Here is a 20,390-nt window from a genome sequence, read left to right as displayed (position 1 = left end):
AGCTCTTTTTTAAAGGATTCAATCAGGTTCATTTATGAAAATTTAAAGAGACAACATCTAGTTTCTTTAAACAGCAAATTGTTACGAAAATAGCTATTTATGGTTGTTTTTTAATCTTTTGATGTAAAGCGGCAGAATTAGTTTTTATAAAATATTTGTAAATATAAGTTTATTATATATAGAGTAGAAAATGATTTTAATCATTGTTACAATACAGATGATATAAATTGGAACCATTCCTAAGTGTACTATGATAAAATATAAAGGGATATACACAAAGATTTTATTGAATTGTTTGATTTGATACTTCATCTTAGAAGGGTTTTGAACATACAAAATTCAATTAAGAATGGAGGAATTTCATGATTTCCTTACAAAGCCATGAATTTCTTGAACCGAAAATTATTGATTTTATGATTCCATCTGAAAAAGTTGCCCATGTACAAATGAGCAACAGTTTAGAACATGCTTTGTTAGTGCTGACAAAAAGCGGATATTCATCTATTCCTGTTTTAGATCCGCAATATAAATTACATGGACTTATTAGTTCAGCATTAATTACCGATTCAATTTTAGGTTTGGAACGGATTGAATTTGAAAAATTAACTGATAAAAAAGTAGAAGATGTAATGAATAAAAATATACCTCGTATACAGATTAATGATAACTTCGAGAAAGCTTTAGGATTGTTAATTGATCATCCGTTTTTATGTGTAGAAGATCAGGACGGGTTTTTTGCAGGAATTTTTACGAGGAGGACTTTGCTAAAAGAATTAAACCATCATGTGCATAAACTCAATCATTTTTAACAGCCTCTTTATAGGGCTGTTTTTTTATAAAAAGCAGTAGTTGATTTCCGCTCCAGGATGCTCGCTTTCCGCGGGCGAAAGCTGAGCCTCCTCGACGCTGTCCGTCTGCGGGGTCTCAGCAATTTCGCTTATCCCGCAGGAGTCTCACATCCTTCCGCTCTAATCATCTTTATAATCAAGGGGCAGCTTCTTTTAAAAAGTGAAAATTTTTAAAACGGCTGTTCTTGTATACTTGTTGTTTTTTCGTAAAACAAGAGGTTGCTTTCTGCTCCAGGATGCTCGCTTTCCGCGGGCGAAAGCTGAGCCTCCTCGACGCTGTCCGTCTTTGGGGTCTCAGCAATTTCGCTTATCCCGCAGGAGTCTCACATCCTTCCGCTCTAATCATCTTTATAATCAAGGGGGTAGCTTCTTTTAAAAAGTGAAAATTTTTAAAACGGCTGTTCTTGTATACTTGTTGTTTTTTCGTAAAACAAGAGGTTGATTTCCGCTCGAGGAAGCTCGCTTTCCGCGGGCGAAAGCTGAGCCTCCTCGACGCTGTCCGTCTGCGGGGTCTCAGCAATTTCGCTTATCCCGCAGGAGTCTGCTCTGATCAGTTCTTTATAATCATTTAAATTTAAAGTTGCATGGATGAATAGAAATCTCTTGACTTCTTCGTGTATAATAATAAGAAAAACTTATAGAGGGGTATTATGGCTTTTTCAGAGTTTCAATTACTTTCAGTATTAGCGCAAGAGTTGAATATGAGGAAAGCGGCAGAACGTCTTTTTGTTTCTCAACCTGCGCTTTCACAAAGATTACAAACAATTGAGAAACATTGGGGTACACAGCTTTTTCTTAGAACCCAAAAAGGACTGACGATAACTCCTTCAGGTGAGTTAGTGATTCAATTTGCAAATGAAATTCTTGATAAAGAAGAAAAGGTTCGAGAGCAAATTAATACGTTGGATTCAAAAATACATGGAACGTTAAAAATTGCTTGTGCAACAATCGTTGGGCAAAATTGGCTTCCAAAAGTTTTAAAAAAATTCGTCCAACAGTATCCACATGCGAAAATTTCTTTAATCACTGGTTGGAGCAGTGAGATTATGAAATCTATTTATGATGATGAAGTACATATTGGAATCGTTCGTGGATCAACTGATTGGAAAGGACCAAAGCTTCACCTTTTTGAAGATCCTCTATATTTAGTGGATAAAGAAATTCAAGAAATTGGTGAAGTCCTACATACTGATCGTCCATATATCCAATTTAAAAGCGACTCAAATTATTATCAAGAAATTCAAGATTGGTGGCATCGTGAATTTCAATCATCCCCAAAAAGAACTATTGTCGTTGATCAGATTGAAACTTGTAAACAAATGGCTTTTAACGGAATTGGCTACGCTATTTTGCCGGCTATTACATTAAATGATGCTGATGTAAAAAATCTTTATAAAATTCCATTAAAAGATGAGCACGGTCAACTATTAAAAAGAGACACATGGATGCTTGGCTATGATGCAGCTTTTGAATTAAAACAAGTCCAAGCTTTTCTTGATGTAGTCAATGAATTTGTTGCTATGAATCCCCATGTAATTTAATGATTCATACTTGTATATAAAAGACTTGTCTGTTAAAGTAAATGCAGTAGTATAATGGCTTAATTTGTCAAAATAAGGTGAAGAACAATTCTTTAAGTGAAGCTAATTAAAGATTGTCGACTCCTCATCTTATTCATATATATTTTAGATGGAGGTATACATATGAAAATGATGGATGCAAACGAAATTATTTCATTTATTGCAAATAGTAAGAAATCAACTCCCGTAAAAGTGTATGTAAAAGGGCAATTACAAGGGATTGATTTTGGAGAAAGTGCTCATGCTTTTATCAATGGTAACGTTGGAACCATCTTCGGTGAATGGTCAGAAATTTCAGCAGCAATTGAAGCGCATAAAGACAAAATTGAAGATTATGTTGTTGAAAATGATCGCCGCCATTCTGCGATACCTTTGCTTGATTTAAAAGGGGTAAATGCACGTATTGAGCCAGGTGCTATTATTCGTGATCAAGTTGAAATAGGAGATAATGCTGTTATCATGATGGGAGCTTCCATCAACATTGGATCAGTGATTGGTGAAGGTACGATGATTGACATGAATGCTGTACTTGGTGGAAGAGCAACAGTAGGGAAAAACTGCCATATTGGTGCCGGTGCTGTATTAGCTGGTGTTGTAGAACCGCCTTCTGCAAAACCAGTTATTATTGAAGATAATGTATTAGTAGGTGCCAATGCTGTTATTCTTGAAGGTGTTACAGTTGGGAAAGGTGCTGTAGTTGCTGCTGGTGCAATTGTTGTAAGTGATGTTCCACCTAATACAGTTGTAGCTGGAGTTCCTGCAAAAGTTATCAAAGAAATTGATGAAAAAACAAAGTCAAAAATTGAAATTAAACAGGAACTTCGAAACTTATAATTAAAATCTTGTTTTTAAAAGGGTCTGGCGCTATGTTTTATATCTCGAAATACCTATTGGATAGATATTTTGAAATATGAAATGTGATGCCCGACCCTTTTACGATAGAGGAGGACGTTGTGATGGCGGTGGATTTAACTCAAATAAGGCGAGATTTACATCGAATACCTGAGTTAGGGTATCAAGAATTTAAAACACAGGCCTATATAATGAATTATCTTTCTTTACTTCCGCAAGAAAGATTGCAAATAAAAACATGGAAGACGGGGATCCTTGTAAAAATAAAAGGAACCAATGCGAAAAAATTAATAGGTTATCGTACAGATATTGATGGTTTACCTATTGAAGAGCAGACAGGACTAGATTTCCATTCCGAACATGAGGGGAAAATGCATGCATGTGGTCATGATTTTCATATGACAATTGCCCTTGGTATTTTAACCTACTTTGCAGATCATCCAATTCAAGATGATTTGCTGTTTATTTTCCAACCAGCTGAAGAAGGGCCTGGAGGGGCGGAAGCAATGTTGGAAGAAGTATTAGTTGGTGATTGGAAGCCTGATATGATCATGGGGCTTCATATTGCTCCAGAATATCCAGTAGGTACGATTGCAGTAAAGGAAGGATTGTTGTTTGCTAATACTTCAGAGCTGTTTATTGATTTACGAGGAAAAGGTGGACATGCCGCATATCCACAGTTAACTAAGGATATGGTGGTGGCAGCAGCTCATTTAGTAACGCAATTGCAAACGATTATTTCTCGCAATGTTGATCCACTTGATAGTGCTGTTATTACAATTGGAAAAATAACAGGAGGGACTGTTCAAAACATTATTGCAGAACAAGCAAGATTAGAAGGAACGATTCGCACATTATCTGCAGAAGGTATGGAGCTAGTTAAAAAGCGAATTGAAAATGTCGTTAAAGGCATTGCAGTCTCATTTGAATGCGAAGCTTCTATTGACTATGGTTGCAATTATTATCAAGTATATAATCATCATGAGCCAACGAAAGCATTTATGGATTTTGTAGAAAAGTACAAACATGCCAATTTGTTTGTATGTAAGGAAGCAATGACAGGTGAAGATTTCGGTTATATGTTAAAAGAAATACCAGGGTTCATGTTTTGGCTTGGGGTTGATTCCCCATTTGGGCTTCACCATGCTAAACTGTCACCAAACGAAGAAGCAATTGAAGTGGCTGTATCTCTTATGACTGATTATATTTGTACGCTTTAATACAAAGGCCTATAAAAAAACAATAGTTTATTTTGTTTTCCGCGTGCGGGTCCGAAAGCTCACCTTTTACGCTTTAATCAACTTTAAGGACAGTTTTATTTTACAGCTTCATTTAAACAGAATGAAAAAAGAAGGCTATAAGGAGCTTTTCACAGTCCTTAAGCCTTCTTCTTTTTTCATTTTAATTGCTTTCTTTTACGCGTTTTGTTAACACATTTGCAATTGCCTTTTTCAAGATTCTTTCAACTTCCCATTGTTTTCCATTTTTTGTTTTTGCAAGTACACGAATAACAATTTCTTTACTATCAAATGCTTCAACCCCAACTACATTTGGACCTTCTACTACATCTAAGTTTCCTTTTACAGCTTCTATACAAGCAGTTTGGATGATATCAATCATTTTATCAGGATCTTCTTCATTACTTATAGAAATATCTACGAGAGCACGCATATTGCCCCGAGAATGATTGCTTAAAGTAATGATTTGGCGATTAGGAATAAAATGCAATGTTCCATCGAAATCCCGTATTTGTGTTGTGCGTAATCCCATTTGCTCGACAATGCCTGAAAAATTACCTGTCGTAATATAGTCATCAACATCTACTTGCTTTTCTAATAATAAAAAGAATCCTGTTACAACGTCACTGACCAATCCCTGAGCTCCAAACCCTATTGCTAAGCCAATGATTCCTGCACCGGCCAATATTGCTGTAACGTGAATTCCTATCATTTGCAAGGCTGTAACAATAATAATAAAGAGGAGAATGTAGTCAATAGTATTCTTAATAAGCTTTTCCAATGTTTTTGCACGTGAGGATGATACTTTTTCTCGTGCTTGATAGCGTTCGAAAATAGTATGAATCATTTTATGCCCAACTGCCTTAATAATTAAGTAAAGTACATAAATAATAATCAATCGTACGATAACCGTACCTGCTTCATAAAAGATGTTAAGAATCTCATCCTTATTTGTGAAATCATTTAAAACTTTATCCAAAATAAACCTCCTAATGATTTTAAATAATCGTTATTCTAATTTTAACACGCCAATAAGTTGGTTAAACTTTAAATGTAGATTAAAATCATATTTCAAAATAACTTCTGCTTAAAAATATTATTTTTCCGCGCATTGATACAGTTATTGGCGTTGTTAGATAATAATAAGTTTTAATAGGCTAAATCTAAATGCGATCGTTTGACTCTCGATATGTGGTTTATTATAATAATTTTAACGTACATAGTAATTGAGAATAGATTTATTGCGTTTTCAATTGAAAAAGATCCTATATTATTGGGAGGGATTGTGAATGACTGAACGTTTAGTAGGGAAGCAAGCGCCACGTTTCGAAATGGAAGCTGTTTTACCTAATAAAGAATTTGGTAAAGTAAGCTTGGAAGAGAACATGAAAAATAACAAATGGACGGTTCTTTTCTTCTATCCAATGGATTTTACTTTTGTTTGTCCAACTGAAATTACTGCTATGTCTGACAGTTACGCAGATTTTGAAAAGTTAGATGCAGAAGTAATTGGGGTGTCAACTGATACTATTCATACTCATTTAGCTTGGATTAAAACGGATCGTAAAGAAGGCGGAATTGGCGAACTTAACTATCCTTTAGCTGCCGATCATAACCATAAAGTTTCTCGTGACTATGGGGTTCTTATTGAAGAGGAAGGCGTAGCACTCCGCGGCTTATTTATTATTAATCCGGATGGAGAATTAATGTATCAAGTTGTGAATCATAATAATATTGGCCGCAGTGTAGAAGAAACTCTTCGTGTACTTCAAGCTCTTCAAACTGGTGGACTTTGCCCTGTCAACTGGAAGCCTGGTCAAGCTACACTTTAATCCTGAATCTTTTTATTTGTAAGGACCTACCGAATTCGGTTAGGTCTTTTATTTAGGCTGCTTTCAATAAAGTTTAGGAAAAGGATGAAGTGGTTTTGCTCCGGGATGTCGCTTTCCGCGGGCGAAAGCTGAGCCTCCTCGGCGCTGTCCGCCTACGGGGTCTCAGCAATTTCGCTAATCCCGCAGGAGTTTTGCATCCTTCCGCTCAGATTAGTTTTATGAACGGTCATCAAAAGCGAGCAGGTGATTTTCTTACCAATTAGTTTCAGAAAAAATGTTATTTATTTTTGTGTATTTAGGTTAATGTAAACGATAGAGAGATATAGTAAGGAGGGGGATTATGAAGCTTAATGAAAAAATGCCTGAATTGGCAAATGCAACAGAATGGGTTAATCAAGAAGTTACGAGAGATGAGTTAATTGGCGTAAGGCCGACATTGATTCATTTTTGGGCGATCAGCTGCCATATTTGTAAAAAGGCAATGCCGGAACTAAATAAATTCCGTGATCAATATAAACAACAATTAAATGTTGTTGGTGTACATATGCCACGATCTGAAAATGATCTTGATATTGAAATCGTAAAATTGATTGCAAAAGATTACGGGATGACACAACCAATTTATATTGATAATGAGCATCGGTTAGCAGATGCATTTGAAAATATGTATGTTCCTTCTTACTATCTATTTGACGAAAACGGAAGACTGCGACATATGCAAACAGGAGGAAGCGGTTTACATCTGCTTGAAAAGCAGCTTCATCTTATATTGAAAGAAATGAAAGAGATCAGTTCATTTTATAAAAGCTAATGAAGTTAAACATGAACAAATAAAAAACAGCAATCCTTAAAAAGAGTCTTCTTCCAAAATATGCAAAGATCTATGTTAGAATAATGGTATTAAAAATGTTAAGTTCATAGGATGGGGAATTTGAGATGAAGAAAGAATTTACTGTGATTGGTTTAGGGCGGTTCGGTGGTAGTGTATGTCGGGAATTGATTGACGCTGGTATGGATGTTTTAGCTATTGATAGAGATGAGGATAGAGTTAATGAGTTTGCTCAAATTGCGACTCAGGCGGTAATTGCTGATACAACGGATGAGACAGTCATGAGAAAATTAGGTGTCCGAAATTTTGAACATGTTATCGTTGCGATTGGTGAAGATATACAAGGGAGTATATTAACAACAATTATTTTAAAAGAATTAGGTGTTAAAACGATTACGGTGAAAGCGCAAAATGATTTACATGAGAAAGTATTGCTAAAAATCGGTGCTACTCACGTTGTTCATCCTGAAAGAGATATGGCAAAAAGAATTGCACATCATATGATCTCGAATAATATACTAGACTACTTGGAGTTGTCTGAAGAGTTTAGTATTGCTGAGGTTGCTTCAACGACAGAAATGGCTGGTAATTCACTTTTAGATTTAAATGTTCGCGCAAAATATGGGGTTACAATTGTTGCTATAAAAAGGAATAAAGAAAACATAATAATTTCTCCAAGCGCTCAGGACGTTATTCAAGCTGGAGATACATTAATTATTATTGGAGCGGATGAAGCTATCAATCGATTTGAACAAGATTTGCAGTAAATAAAACAGGAGGACATAATTCCTCCTGTTTTATTATATTTACTCTGTTTTTTTAGATAGACAATGATCACATTCCATTAAGTAAGATTCAGCTTGTTCTTCAATTACTTGACCGCATTCTGGACATTGCTTTGGTGGCAAAGTTTTAAAAAACTCAACTGGGCTAGTGATATTCATTATAAATCCTCTCCTTAAAAGATAGTTTCTGTTGTTATAAAACAGATGGGATGATTGTATTGGATAAGTGAGATTAGAAACATTTTGTTTTATACAACAGACATTATTTATGATTTGTTGTTATAATACAGTATATACGGTTTTTTTGTTTTTGTACAGTACTTTTTTAGATTATCCGTAATTTTTTGCTTTATCTGATAAATATGGTTGCTGTTTTGGTGAACCGATACAGGGAGATTAAGGCTCCTGTGAGAAAAGCGGAATAGGTGAGAATTACAGGGGTGTAGTGCACAGCGACGGAGGCTCAGCATTTTGGATCGAAATCACCTCTCCCTAAACAACATCTTTAGAAAAGAGCCCAGCTTTTATACTTGAAAATTACTTTCTTCCAAGGATTTGTATCCGTCTATTTGCGTCTCCAGCAAAATAAATATGAAAATGTTATACAACAGACTCTTTTTTGCAAGAACGAGGTTAAAAGTAATGACATTCTGAACTTCGTCCTTAATTCAAGCTTCATTTTGATCTCTACATTTTACCTTTTATCTTAAATAGAGGGAGGGGAGTCTAGCTTAAAGGATGAAAAAGCAACAAAGTTAACGAAAACAGCCAAAAAAGACTGTAAACAATCGATCCATGTTAACGGAGCTTGTTTACAGTCTGTATGATTTACATAAATATCTTATTAAACCTCCATAATGATTGGCATAATCATTGGTCGGCGCTTTGTTTTTTCGTATAAAAATGGTGCAAGTGTGTCAGTAATTTCATTCTTAATTTCTGTCCATTGAGTTGTTTTTCGTTCCATTACAACGTTTAGATGTTTTGCAATAATCGATTGTGCTTCGTTAATTAAATCACCGGATTCACGCATGTATACGAAACCTCGTGAAATAATATCTGGACCAGAAGCAATTTTAAATTCATTCATGTCAATAGCTACAACCACGATGACAAGTCCTTCTTCTGAAAGAATTCGACGATCACGCAGTACGATATTTCCAATATCACCGATTCCATTTCCATCTATATAAACAGAGCCAGAAGGGATTTTACCTGCTACTTGTGCTTTATCACTGCTTAAAGCAAGTACTTCACCATTATCCATAATAAAACAGTTTTCTTCAGGAACACCGCAGTCATTTGCTAATTGTGCATGAGTCTTTTGCATGCGATATTCACCATGAATTGGCATGAAAAACTTAGGTTTGATTAAACGCAACATCAATTTCTGTTCTTCTTGACCACCATGTCCAGAAGTATGGATATTATTTAATGGACCGCTAATAACATCTGCTCCAGCACGATAAAGTAGATTAATCGTTCGATTAATACTCGTTGTATTCCCTGGAATTGGAGAAGAAGAAAAGACAACAGTATCCCCGGGCTGAATTTGAATTTGACGGTGTGTGCCATTTGCGATTCTAGATAAAGCAGCCATTGGTTCGCCTTGGCTACCAGTACAAAGAATGGTTACTTGATTGGCCGGAAGACGATTCAATTGTTGTGTATCAACAAAAGTGTCTTTTGGGCAACGAATATAGCCGAGATCATGTCCGATTTCAATCGCTGCTTCCATGCTACGTCCAAAAACAGCAATTTTTCTTCCTGTTTGAACAGCAGCTTCTGTTACTTGTTGGAGACGATGTATGTTTGATGCAAAGGTTGCAAATATAATTCTTCCGTCAACTTTTCGAAAAATATCTTGAATACTTTCGCCTACTCGACGTTCAGACATTGTGAAATTAGGAACTTCACTATTTGTACTATCAGACAAGAGGCAAAGAACACCGTCTTTTCCAATCTCAGCCATTTTCGTTAAGTTGGCAGGCTCCCCAACAGGGGTAAAATCAAACTTAAAGTCTCCTGTATGAACAATATTTCCAGGAGGTGTTTTGACAACAATTCCGTAAGAATCAGGAATACTGTGGGTTGTCCTAAAGAAGGTCACTGATGTTTTTCTAAATTTAATGATATCATCTTCTTGAATTTCTATTAATTGTGTTTGTCGTAATAAGCCGTGTTCTTCTAATTTATTTCTAATTAAGCCAAGTGCTAATTTGCCACCGTAAATAGGAATGTTGATTTGTCGTAGTAAATAAGGGATACCACCGATATGATCTTCATGACCATGGGTAATAAATAGCCCTTTAATTTTATCAACATTTTTAACTAAATAAGTATAATCAGGAATTACATAATCAATTCCTAACAACTCATCTTCAGGAAATTTGATCCCAGCATCAATCAGAATGATTTCATCTTGAAATTGTACGCCATAAGTATTTTTGCCGATTTCGCCCAGTCCGCCTAAAGCGAAAACAGCTGTTTGATCATTTTTAACAAATTTCATATAGTTACTACTCCACTAATTTAAAATTTTCTTGTTGTTTTTCATATTCGAGATATTTTCCTTCTAATAATTGAATATACTCGATATTAATTGCGCGGTTTTTTAATTTTTGGCGTACTTCTCTTTCAGATTCAGCTTCAATATAAAAAGCTTTTGTATTTTCTCGTACAGGTACTTCATATAAACTGTCTTGATAATAAACTTTATAGATCATGTTTTATCTCTCTCCTTACTCCGTTTTCAATAGTAACTTTTTCTATTATATAAAAAGATAACTACATATAACAACTTTTTCATGTAAATTAATATTTATCCATATATTTATTTGATTTTTTAAATCTTTCACCCGGTATCAATCAAGTATATTGTTAGTAAATACTATTAGAGTATGCTGATTTCATTTTAATGGGTGAACTTACTAAAATAAAAAGATAATTAGATAAAGAATAATCCCTCACAAAGAGGGATTCCAATGGTTATGCAATTGTTTTTTTTCTTAATAGATCTTTCCATTGTTTTAAAAGCTTCTTTTTTAGCTTTTTTAACATGGAGATCATCTCCCTACTTCTATTGTAATAAATTATCGGATAAAGTAAAGGCGGCCAGTAGATCTTGTCTTATATTATATGCAAAAGAATTTTTTATTATCGAGGAAAAATGTGGAAATGACGAATATTTAAGATGAAAGTAATTTACGATTGAGGAGAGGAAATGTTAACATTGTGAAATATAAGTAGTAAAGAATGGAGTTTAGATAAAATGAAAGACATCGTATTTTTTGATATTGATGGTACATTGCTTGATCATCATAAAAATATTCCGGATTCTACAAAAAAGGCAATTAAAGAGTTGAAAAGCAATGGAGTATATGTAGCCATTGCAACAGGTCGTACCCCTTTTATGTTTGAACATATTCGCAAGGAGTTGGAGATTGATTCATATGTTAGTTTTAACGGTCAGTTTGTAGTGTTCGAAAATGAATTGATATATAAGAATCCACTTTTAATTGAAGCACAAAAGGCCTTAACGGAATTAGCAAATAAAAACGGTCATCCACTTGTATACTTAACAGAAAAAACTATGAAAGCGAATGTGGAGTACCATCCTCATATTGAAGAGGGGATCGCTAGCTTAAAGTTTCCTCATCCTGCATACGATCCATCTTTTTATTTACATAATGAAATTTATCAAGCGTTATTATTTTGCGAAGAAAAAGATGAAGATATATATATAGGTAAATTTCCCGATCTTCATTTTGTACGTTGGCACCAATATTCCATGGATGTTTTACCAAACGGTGGTTCAAAAGCAGAGGGGATAAAACAAATGATCTCTAAATTAGGCATTCATATGAAAAATGTATATGCTTTTGGAGATGGACTAAATGATGTTGAGATGATTAAAGAAGTTGGTACTGGAGTAGCAATGGGGAATGCTGTTGACATACTGAAAGGATGCGCTAGCTTTGTAACTGAAGATGTTGACAATGGCGGAATTTATTATGGTCTAAAAAAATTAGAACTAATATAAAGAAAAAATCCCGTGCGAGACGGGATTTTTTTGTTTCTAGATTTGCAGTCATTGTCGAAAAATATTGGACAGTTGCGGAACTTGTTATGGTATAAAAGATTAATGTCTATTCTATTATAATACAGTTTTGAAGGCTAAGTATTACAGATGATTGTTTATGATCTTTAAAAAATTTTTTTGAGTTAGGTTTTATAATTGACGCTTTACCAATTTTAAGGTACTCTATATATGTCAGAAACAGTATTGTATCACTTTGTTAGATGATTTTATTAATACAGTATATACTGTTTTTTGTGAAAAATGAAAATGATTGCGGTTTCTTGTGTATTTGTTGTTTTATGTAATCTGTCGACATTTTCATAAAATAGTGACTAATTTAGTATTGGAAAAATGAATGATAGAACTGAAATAATCATCTAAATGAAGATATGTAGAAAGGATTGGTGACTTCGATGGCTTCAAAAACAAAGAATACAGTGTTCGATGAGAAGAAAACATTCGAAATGATTGAAGAACAATTCGAAATGGTCCAAATCTTAAATGAAGAAGGAAAAATTGTAAACGATTCCTTAGTGCCGGATATGACAGACGAGCAATTGCAAGAATTAATGCGTAGAATGGTCTATACACGAATTCTTGATCAACGCTCAATTTCATTAAACCGTCAAGGCCGATTAGGATTTTATGCGCCAACGGCAGGACAAGAAGCTTCACAACTTGCTTCACATTTCGCATTGGAAAAAGAAGATTTTATCTTGCCAGGATATCGTGATGTACCACAAATTGTTTGGCATGGACTACCATTATACCAAGCATTTTTATGGTCACGTGGTCATGTTGATGGTATGAAAAATATTAAGGATTTAAATATTTTACCGCCGCAAATTATTATTGGTGCTCAATACGTTCAAACAGCTGGTGTTGCGCTTGGATTAAAAAAACGCGGTAAAAAATCTGTTGCAATTACATATACAGGTGATGGCGGTTCATCACAAGGAGATTTCTATGAAGGGATGAATTTTGCAGCTGCATATAAAGCGCCTGCTATTTTCATCGTGCAAAATAATCAATTTGCAATTTCTACTCCACGGGAAAAACAAACAGCTGCTAAAACAATCGCTCAAAAAGCTATTGCTGTTGGAATTCCAGGAATTGTAGTAGATGGTATGGATCCATTGGCAGTTTATTCTGCTGTAAAAAGAGCTCGTGAACGGGCGATTAATGGTGAAGGTCCAACATTAATTGAAGCAGTATGCTATCGTTTTGGCCCACATACTATGAGTGGTGATGACCCAACCCGTTACCGTACTTCTGATTTAGATAACGAATGGGAAAAGAAAGATCCTTTAGTTCGTTTCCGTAAGTATTTGGAAGATAAAGGTTTATGGAATGAAGAAAAAGAAAATGAAGTAATTGCACAAGCAAAAGAAGATATTAAAGCGGCAATTAAAAAAGCCGATGAAGCATCGAAACAAACAGTAACAGAACTAATCTCTGTTGTGTATGAAGAACAACCATATACATTACAAGAGCAATATGAAATTTATCAAGCAAAGGAGTCGAAATAGGCCATGGCGCAAATGACAATGATTCAAGCAATCACTGACGCATTACGTACTGAGTTAAAAAATGATGAAAATGTGTTAGTATTCGGTGAAGACGTTGGCGTTAACGGCGGCGTATTCCGTGCGACAGAAGGTTTGCAAAAAGAATTTGGTGAAGAACGTGTATTTGATACTCCGTTAGCTGAATCAGGAATTGGTGGATTATCAATTGGTTTAGCTCTTCAAGGATTTCGTCCTATTCCAGAAATTCAATTTTTCGGTTTTGTATTTGAGGTAATGGACTCGATTCATGGCCAAATGGCTCGGTATCGTTTCCGTACGGGCGGCAGTATCAATATGCCAATTACAATTCGTTCTCCATTTGGAGGCGGGGTACATACTCCAGAAATGCATGCTGACAGCTTGGAAGGGTTAATGGCCCAAACACCAGGTATTAAAGTAGTTATACCTTCAACACCATATGATGCAAAAGGATTGTTAATTTCTTCAATAAGAGATAATGACCCAGTTGTGTTCTTAGAGCATTTAAAATTGTACCGTTCTTTCCGTGAGGAAGTTCCAGAAGAAGCATACACAGTACCTATTGGAAAAGCAGATGTTAAACGAGAAGGTACAGATCTTTCCATCATAGCTTATGGTGCGATGGTTCATGAATCATTAAAAGCTGCTGAAGAGCTGGAAAAAGAAGGCTATTCTGTAGAAGTAGTTGATTTACGAACAGTAAGTCCGCTGGATGTTGAAACAATTGTTGCTTCCGTTGAGAAAACAAATCGTGCTATAGTAGTCCAAGAAGCACAAAGACAAGCAGGAATTGCTGCAAATGTTATTGCTGAAATTAATGAGCGTGCCATTTTAAGCTTGGAGGCACCAGTCCTTCGGGTAACGGCTCCTGACACGATCTATCCATTTGCACAAGCAGAAGGTATTTGGATTCCGACTTATAAAGACATTTTAGAAACAGCGAAAAAAGTCTTAACTTTTTAATCGCTACATCATATCTATTCACATGCTACAATAAAAAGTTTCTTATTGTTGTGATAGATGATTATGATCAAAAAGGAGTGAGAACACCTTGTCATTTGAATTTAGATTACCAGATATCGGTGAAGGAATACATGAAGGTGAAATCGTTAAATGGTTTATTAAGCCTGGCGATAAAGTTGAAGAAGATGATGTACTATGTGAAGTACAAAATGATAAATCCGTTGTTGAAATTCCTTCTCCAGTAGAAGGTACAGTTGAAGAAATTTTAGTTGAAGAAGGAACTGTAGCTGTTGTTGGAGATGTGCTTGCGAAATTTGATGCCCCTGGATATGAAAATATGCAATTTAAAGGCAACCATGGAGCAAGTGAAGAAAAGGAAGAAGCACAGATTGAAAAACAAGAGGTAGCTGTTGAAACGAATAAAGAAGAAGCAGCTAAAGAAACGGCAGATTCTAAGCAAGAGGCGGCAGATCCAAATCGCCGTGTAATTGCAATGCCTTCTGTTCGTAAGTATGCTCGCGAAAAGGGTGTTGACATTCGTCTTGTATCTGGTTCCGGTAATAATGGCCGTGTCATTAAAGCTGATATTGATGCTTTTGTTAACGGTGATACAAAAACGCCGGAAACATCAGAAACACCAGTTGAACATGCAGAAAAAGCAGCGCCACAAGTCGTTATACCAGAGGGTGATTTCCCTGAAACACGTGAGCCAATGACTGCAATCAGAAAGGCTATTGCAAAGGCGATGGTTCATTCAAAACAAACGGCGCCACATGTAACGCTCATGGATGAAGTGGATGTTACAGCATTAGTTGCACATCGAAAGAAATTTAAAGAAATTGCAGCTGAAAAGGGCATTAAACTAACGTTCTTGCCGTACGTAGTGAAAGCTCTTGTTAGTGCTTTAAGAGAGTATCCTGTTCTTAATACATCGATTGATGACTCAACAAATGAAATTATTCAAAAGCATTATTACAATATTGGAATTGCTGCAGATACTGAAAAAGGTTTGCTTGTTCCAGTTGTTAAACATGCTGATCGAAAATCTGTTTTTGCTGTTTCAAAAGAAATTAATGAGCTAGCTGATAAAGCACGCAGTGGTAAGTTAGCACCAAACGAAATGAAAGGTGCTTCTACAACAATTACGAATATTGGTTCTGCTGGTGGCCAATGGTTTACACCTGTAATTAACCATCCTGAGGTAGCTATCTTAGGAATTGGTAGAATTGCTGAAAAACCAGTTGTAAAAAACGGTGAAATTGTTGCAGCTCCTGTTTTAGCATTATCATTAAGCTTTGATCACCGTATGATTGATGGTGCAACCGCACAAAATGCGTTAAATCATATAAAACGTTTATTAAACGATCCAGAACTATTATTAATGGAGGCGTAAAAAAATGGTAGTGGGAGATTTTCCAATTGAAACAGATACAATTGTCATTGGTGCTGGTCCAGGGGGATATGTTGCAGCAATTCGTGCTGCACAATTAGGACAAAAAGTAACAATAGTAGAAAAAGAGCATATTGGTGGTGTTTGCTTAAATGTTGGCTGTATACCATCAAAAGCACTTATTTCAGCATCTCATCGTTATGAGCATGCAAAGCAATCTGAGGATATGGGAATTGTTTCTGAAAATGTAACAGTTAATTTTGAAAAGGTACAAACATGGAAACAAAGCGTTGTTCAAAAATTGACAGGCGGAGTTGAATCTCTTTTAAAGGGGAATAAAGTAGAGATTGTAAAAGGTGAAGCTTATTTCAATGATGATCATACTCTACGTGTTATTAAGGAAGATTCGGCGCAAACTTATACATTTAAGCATGCAATTATCGCAACTGGTTCACGTCCAATTGAATTGCCAACTTTCAAATATTCAGAAAGAGTTTTAAACTCAACCGGAGCGTTAAATTTAAAAGAAATTCCAAAAAAATTAGTGATTATCGGTGGCGGTGTAATCGGAATCGAACTTGGTACTGTTTATGCGAACTTTGGAACTGAAGTAACGATTTTAGAGGGCGCTCCAGATATTTTAGGTAATGCTTATGAAAAACAAATGACATCAATTGTTTCCCGTAATTTGAAGAAGAAAGGTGTTCAAGTTATTACACAAGCATTAGCTAAAGGTGTAGAAGAAAAAGAAGATGGTGTCGTTGTCACTTACGAAGCAAAAGGTGAACAACAAAAACTTGAAGCAGACTATGTGTTAGTTACAATTGGTCGCCGTCCGAATACAGACGAAATGGGATTAGAACAAGCTGGTGTGAAGATGACAGAAAGAGGCGTTATCGAGATCGATAAGCAATGTCGTACAAGTGTATCTAATATTTTCGCAATTGGTGATATTGTGCCAGGTCCTCAGCTTGCTCATAAAGCGTCATATGAAGGAAAAATCGCTGCTGAGGCAATAGCCGGCCATCCTTCTGAAATTGATTACATCGGTATTCCTGCTGTTGTGTTCTCTGAACCTGAGCTTGCAACTGTCGGTTATACTGAAGCTCAAGCTAAAGAAGAAGGATTAGATGTTGTAGCAGCAAAATTCCCTTACGGTGCTAATGGACGTGCATTAGCATTAAACGAAACAGATGGTTTTGTTAAATTGGTAACACGTAAGGAAGATGGCTTACTAATTGGTGCACAAGTAGCAGGTGTCAGTGCATCTGATATCATTTCTGAACTTGGTCTAGCAATTGAGGCAGGTATGACTGCTGAAGATATTGCAATGACGATCCATGCACATCCAACATTAGGTGAAATTACAATGGAAGCATCGGAAGTTGCTCTTGGAACACCAATTCACATTTTAAAATAAGCAATATGAAGTGTCCTCAACGAGGGCACTTTTTTAATTTGCAGCCTTTTTATTAAAAAGAGGCAGTTGATTTTCGTCCGGGTGCTGCTTCTGCGGAAGAAGCTGGGGACTCAGCAATCCTGCTAATCCCGTAGAAATTTTGGTTCTTTTACTGTAGATAGCTTGTTTGAGAACGGACTAATAAAAACAAACATTTTTTAAAAGGCTCAAATAATAAATGACAATATATGTTTTTACGTTGAGTAAAAGGGGTATTCACAAATAAAGCAATGTTATTTGGGTGCCTATCATTTATGTTTATTCCTTTTTATCTTCTTAAGTTTTCGTAATATAGATATTATGATTCTAATCGTCGTAAAATATTCATCATATTGTGTAAAATTGGGCATATTTGTTTATTAATGGAGAATAGATTCGTTATATTCATAATAAAAAACTTAGGGTGAGACGATGAAATACTATGTTGCATTTCTTTTTCAATTAATGGTTTGGAGCGTTTTTACATTGGCATCTTGGCTTTCAAAAGGGGATCGAATGGTGTTTAAAGTTATTACATTTATTGTGTTTTTTTATTTAGCCTTTTTGTTAGCTAAGTCCATCATTAAATCATTTCGCAGAACGATGATTATTACGGCTTCGAGCTTATCTGCTTACGGCGTACTACAAATCGTTTTAGATGAGATGGTAAAATAAATTATATGTCACAATTAAATAAATATAATATACTTTTTTATCTTGAATAATTAAATAGTATGTATTAATATATAAATATAAACGCTTACAAATTATTTTTAGGGGGAAATTAAAATGGGAATCATTGTATGCCAATCATGTGAAGCTACGATCGAACATGTAGAAGATGAAAAGGTTACGGTTCTCTACTCAACATGTGAACATTGTCAGCACGAAGAGGAAGAATAATGGTCAATGTCTCAACGGCTTATAGCCGCTTTTTTTTTGCACTATAAGTTAAGAGTAGGCGATTTCAGATACTGACATTAGCTTTTTTAGAAAAGGGAGAAAAGAAGAGGTGGAACAAAAGTTATTAACTAAAGAAACTCGAATATTGCGCTCTAACCCGGATCCGGGAATATCTTTCGCTTTCCGCGGTTGGCTGGTGAGCCTCCTGCATCCGCTTTGTGCAATGTTCGTCTTTAGCTATTGAGTTTTGTCCCATCCTCTTTCTTACGATTAGTCAAGTATCTTTCAGTAATTTCTGTTGCGTTTTTAATTTGTCATAAGCATTGCGCAAATCATAAAAAATAAAATCTTTCGTAAGGCGATGACATGTTTCATACAAATCTACTCCTTTTGCCTATCATAGAAGCCTTCACAGTGCCTTATCGATTCCATTTTCTTATACACGATCTCGTGGACCCAACATACTAAACTGATTCAAATAAGGGTGTGAAGTTGGTCTGGTTTTGATACGGACTCTTACATGGTCCCAGAGGTTGGTCGACCTTCCTTCACTTCTACTATAAAAAAATAGTAGCACAAACCATGGCCTAGGTTTGCGCTACTAATGTTAGTATGTTTTAATATCTTAATATCTTTATTTAATTGCCCGATGTTCTTTTATGACTTTTATTGTATTTAATTGAGGGTCTTCTGGCCCTTGAACAGGTAATCCAGCTTCTAAATTTGTGCGAATATAATTTAAGTTCTCTTCTGTAATGATTTCCCCAGGAATAAAGATTGGAATTCCTGGAGGATAAACCATTACAAACTCCGCAATAATTCTCCCTTCAGATTCTGATAACGGTATCGTCTCAGTTTCAGCGTAAAATGCATCACGCGGTGTTAAAGCAAGTAAAGGAATATCTGGTAATAGTACTTGAACATCAAGCTTGCTTGAAAGATGTGAAAAAGTGTTAGAGAGCTCTTCTAACGCCTTAACTAATTGGTTTACACTTTGATCGCTATCTCCAGGTGTGACAATACAAAGAATATTGTATAAGTCAGAAAGTTCAACTTCAATGTTATATACTTCACGTAACCATTTTTCTGCATCATGACCTGTAATGCCAAGATCTTTTACAGAAATAATTAATTTCGTCGGGTCATAATCGTACGTCGCTTTTGTTCCTAAAATTTCATTGCCAACACAATACAAATGATCGATTTCATTAATTTGTTTGCGCGCTTTTTTCGCAAGTTGGATGGTTGCCTCAATAATTTCTTTCCCTTCAGTGGCCAATCTTTTTCGTGCAACGTCTAAAGAGGCAAGTAAAATATAGGATGTAGATGTTGTTGTAAGCATGCTAAACATACTTTGAACGTGATTTTTAGATATAAGTCCTTCTTTAATGTTCAATATCGAGCTTTGAGTAAGTGAGCCGCCAAGTTTATGGACGCTTGTTGCTGCCATATCTGCACCGGCTTGCATTGCTGATAATGGAAGTTCATCATGAAAATGTATATGAACACCATGGGCTTCATCAACAAGCACAGGAACATGATATGCATGGGCAATCTCAACAATACTTTTTAAATCAGCGGAAATCCCATAATAAGTCGGGTTTATGACTAACACAGCTTTCGCATCAGGATTTTGTTGTAATGCCTTTGAAACGGACTCTGGTGTAATGCCATGTGAAATTCCTAATTGATTGTCTACTTCAGGATGAATAAAAATAGGGATTGCTCCTGAGAAAACAATTGCTGACATAACAGATTTATGAACATTACGCGGAACAATAATTTTATCTCCAGGATGGCAAACGCTCATGACCATTGTCATAATCGCACCGCTTGTTCCTTGGACTGAAAAAAATGTATGATCAGCGCCAAAAGCTTCAGCTGCTAACTGTTGTGCGTGCATAATAATTCCATGTGGTGAATGCAAATCATCTAATGGCTCAATATTAATTAAATCTAGCTTGAAAATATTTTCGCCAATAAACTGACGAAACTCAGGATCAACGCCGTTTCCCGCTTTATGGCCAGGAATATGGAATTGAATGGGGTTGCGACTAACATGTCTAAGTAAACCTGTATATAATGGTGTGTCCAATTGCGACAA

Annotated in this window: 19 protein-coding genes; 14 read left to right on the top strand and 5 right to left on the bottom strand. The window is 35.6% G+C overall.

Translation table 11 applies throughout. The features are described from left to right. The first annotated feature begins 362 nt into the window (after window positions 1-362). The 4 genes from cbpB (at window position 363) to G4D61_RS01845 (ending at window position 4,500) form a co-directional block, all read left to right on the top strand. Window positions 363-809 carry a cyclic-di-AMP-binding protein CbpB gene (gene cbpB / locus G4D61_RS01860; RefSeq protein WP_025731542.1) on the top strand — a complete coding sequence of 149 codons (447 nt, stop codon included), beginning with the start codon at window positions 363-365 and terminating at the stop codon, window positions 807-809. A 689-nt stretch (window positions 810-1,498) separates the two neighbouring features. Then, the gene (gene ccpC / locus G4D61_RS01855) at window positions 1,499-2,389 is read left to right on the top strand and encodes a transcriptional regulator CcpC (RefSeq protein ID WP_081750054.1); all 891 of its coding nucleotides are present in this window, start codon (window positions 1,499-1,501) and stop codon (window positions 2,387-2,389) included. 162 nt (window positions 2,390-2,551) lie between these two features. Then, the gene (gene dapD / locus G4D61_RS01850) at window positions 2,552-3,262 is read left to right on the top strand and encodes a 2,3,4,5-tetrahydropyridine-2,6-dicarboxylate N-acetyltransferase (RefSeq protein ID WP_025730193.1); all 711 of its coding nucleotides are present in this window, start codon (window positions 2,552-2,554) and stop codon (window positions 3,260-3,262) included. Window positions 3,263-3,384: 122 nt separating this feature from the next. Beyond that, a complete protein-coding gene (locus G4D61_RS01845; RefSeq protein ID WP_025730191.1) occupies window positions 3,385-4,500 on the top strand; it encodes an N-acetyldiaminopimelate deacetylase in 1,116 nt (371 codons plus the stop codon). Window positions 4,501-4,681: 181 nt separating this feature from the next. Here G4D61_RS01845 and G4D61_RS01840 read toward each other — a convergent pair whose 3' ends face one another. Next, window positions 4,682-5,497 carry a mechanosensitive ion channel family protein gene (locus G4D61_RS01840; protein ID WP_052137960.1) on the bottom strand — a complete coding sequence of 272 codons (816 nt, stop codon included), beginning with the start codon at window positions 5,495-5,497 and terminating at the stop codon, window positions 4,682-4,684. Window positions 5,498-5,807: 310 nt separating this feature from the next. On the opposite strand from G4D61_RS01840, the gene G4D61_RS01835 reads away from it, so the two are divergent. The 3 genes from G4D61_RS01835 to G4D61_RS01825 all read left to right on the top strand — a co-directional run bounded on the left by G4D61_RS01835 (window position 5,808) and on the right by G4D61_RS01825 (window position 7,946). Further along, window positions 5,808-6,350 (top strand): peroxiredoxin, encoded by a 543-nt coding sequence (locus tag G4D61_RS01835; RefSeq protein ID WP_025730187.1) that lies wholly within the window; start codon window positions 5,808-5,810, stop codon window positions 6,348-6,350. 340 nt (window positions 6,351-6,690) lie between these two features. Continuing rightward, the gene (locus tag G4D61_RS01830; RefSeq protein ID WP_163173094.1) at window positions 6,691-7,161 is read left to right on the top strand and encodes a TlpA disulfide reductase family protein; all 471 of its coding nucleotides are present in this window, start codon (window positions 6,691-6,693) and stop codon (window positions 7,159-7,161) included. 125 nt (window positions 7,162-7,286) lie between these two features. Further along, complete coding sequence (locus tag G4D61_RS01825) at window positions 7,287-7,946, top strand: potassium channel family protein (protein ID WP_025730185.1); 660 nt, start codon at window positions 7,287-7,289, stop codon at window positions 7,944-7,946. Window positions 7,947-7,985: 39 nt separating this feature from the next. Here the strand turns inward: G4D61_RS01825 and yhfH are convergent, their stop codons facing one another. The 3 genes from yhfH to G4D61_RS01810 form a co-directional block, all read right to left on the bottom strand. After that, window positions 7,986-8,123, bottom strand: coding sequence for a protein YhfH (gene yhfH, locus G4D61_RS01820; protein WP_081750052.1), 138 nt, complete (start codon window positions 8,121-8,123; stop codon window positions 7,986-7,988). A 685-nt stretch (window positions 8,124-8,808) separates the two neighbouring features. Beyond that, window positions 8,809-10,476: a ribonuclease J1 gene (gene rnjA, locus G4D61_RS01815; protein ID WP_025730184.1), complete on the bottom strand. Its 1,668-nt coding sequence runs from the start codon at window positions 10,474-10,476 to the stop codon at window positions 8,809-8,811. A 7-nt stretch (window positions 10,477-10,483) separates the two neighbouring features. Beyond that, a complete protein-coding gene (locus tag G4D61_RS01810) occupies window positions 10,484-10,690 on the bottom strand; it encodes a DNA-directed RNA polymerase subunit epsilon (RefSeq protein ID WP_025730183.1) in 207 nt (68 codons plus the stop codon). 545 nt (window positions 10,691-11,235) lie between these two features. On the opposite strand from G4D61_RS01810, the gene G4D61_RS01805 reads away from it, so the two are divergent. The 7 genes from G4D61_RS01805 to G4D61_RS01775 all read left to right on the top strand — a co-directional run bounded on the left by G4D61_RS01805 (window position 11,236) and on the right by G4D61_RS01775 (window position 18,286). Next, the gene (locus G4D61_RS01805) at window positions 11,236-12,006 is read left to right on the top strand and encodes a Cof-type HAD-IIB family hydrolase (protein ID WP_025730181.1); all 771 of its coding nucleotides are present in this window, start codon (window positions 11,236-11,238) and stop codon (window positions 12,004-12,006) included. Window positions 12,007-12,458: 452 nt separating this feature from the next. Beyond that, window positions 12,459-13,574: a pyruvate dehydrogenase (acetyl-transferring) E1 component subunit alpha gene (gene pdhA / locus G4D61_RS01800; protein WP_025730179.1), complete on the top strand. Its 1,116-nt coding sequence runs from the start codon at window positions 12,459-12,461 to the stop codon at window positions 13,572-13,574. A gap of 3 nt (window positions 13,575-13,577) precedes the next feature. Continuing rightward, entirely contained in the window at window positions 13,578-14,555 is a 978-nt protein-coding gene (locus tag G4D61_RS01795) for an alpha-ketoacid dehydrogenase subunit beta (protein ID WP_025730177.1), read from the top strand. 88 nt (window positions 14,556-14,643) lie between these two features. After that, the gene (locus tag G4D61_RS01790; protein WP_025730175.1) at window positions 14,644-15,948 is read left to right on the top strand and encodes a dihydrolipoamide acetyltransferase family protein; all 1,305 of its coding nucleotides are present in this window, start codon (window positions 14,644-14,646) and stop codon (window positions 15,946-15,948) included. 4 nt (window positions 15,949-15,952) lie between these two features. Beyond that, a complete protein-coding gene (gene lpdA / locus G4D61_RS01785; protein WP_025730173.1) occupies window positions 15,953-17,365 on the top strand; it encodes a dihydrolipoyl dehydrogenase in 1,413 nt (470 codons plus the stop codon). A gap of 450 nt (window positions 17,366-17,815) precedes the next feature. Beyond that, window positions 17,816-18,058: a hypothetical protein gene (locus G4D61_RS01780; RefSeq protein WP_035356175.1), complete on the top strand. Its 243-nt coding sequence runs from the start codon at window positions 17,816-17,818 to the stop codon at window positions 18,056-18,058. A gap of 114 nt (window positions 18,059-18,172) precedes the next feature. Beyond that, window positions 18,173-18,286, top strand: coding sequence for a GapA-binding peptide SR1P (locus G4D61_RS01775; RefSeq protein WP_081750051.1), 114 nt, complete (start codon window positions 18,173-18,175; stop codon window positions 18,284-18,286). A 634-nt stretch (window positions 18,287-18,920) separates the two neighbouring features. On the opposite strand, the gene G4D61_RS01770 is transcribed toward G4D61_RS01775, so the two are convergent. After that, window positions 18,921-20,390 carry an aminotransferase class I/II-fold pyridoxal phosphate-dependent enzyme gene (locus G4D61_RS01770; RefSeq protein ID WP_025730169.1) on the bottom strand — a complete coding sequence of 490 codons (1,470 nt, stop codon included), beginning with the start codon at window positions 20,388-20,390 and terminating at the stop codon, window positions 18,921-18,923.

This window comes from Heyndrickxia ginsengihumi (genome assembly GCF_011008565.1).
Lineage (GTDB): Bacteria > Bacillota > Bacilli > Bacillales > Bacillaceae_C > Weizmannia > Weizmannia ginsengihumi.
The sequence above is the reverse complement of the archived record's forward strand: the minus strand, read 5'-3'. Positions and strand labels throughout refer to the sequence as shown.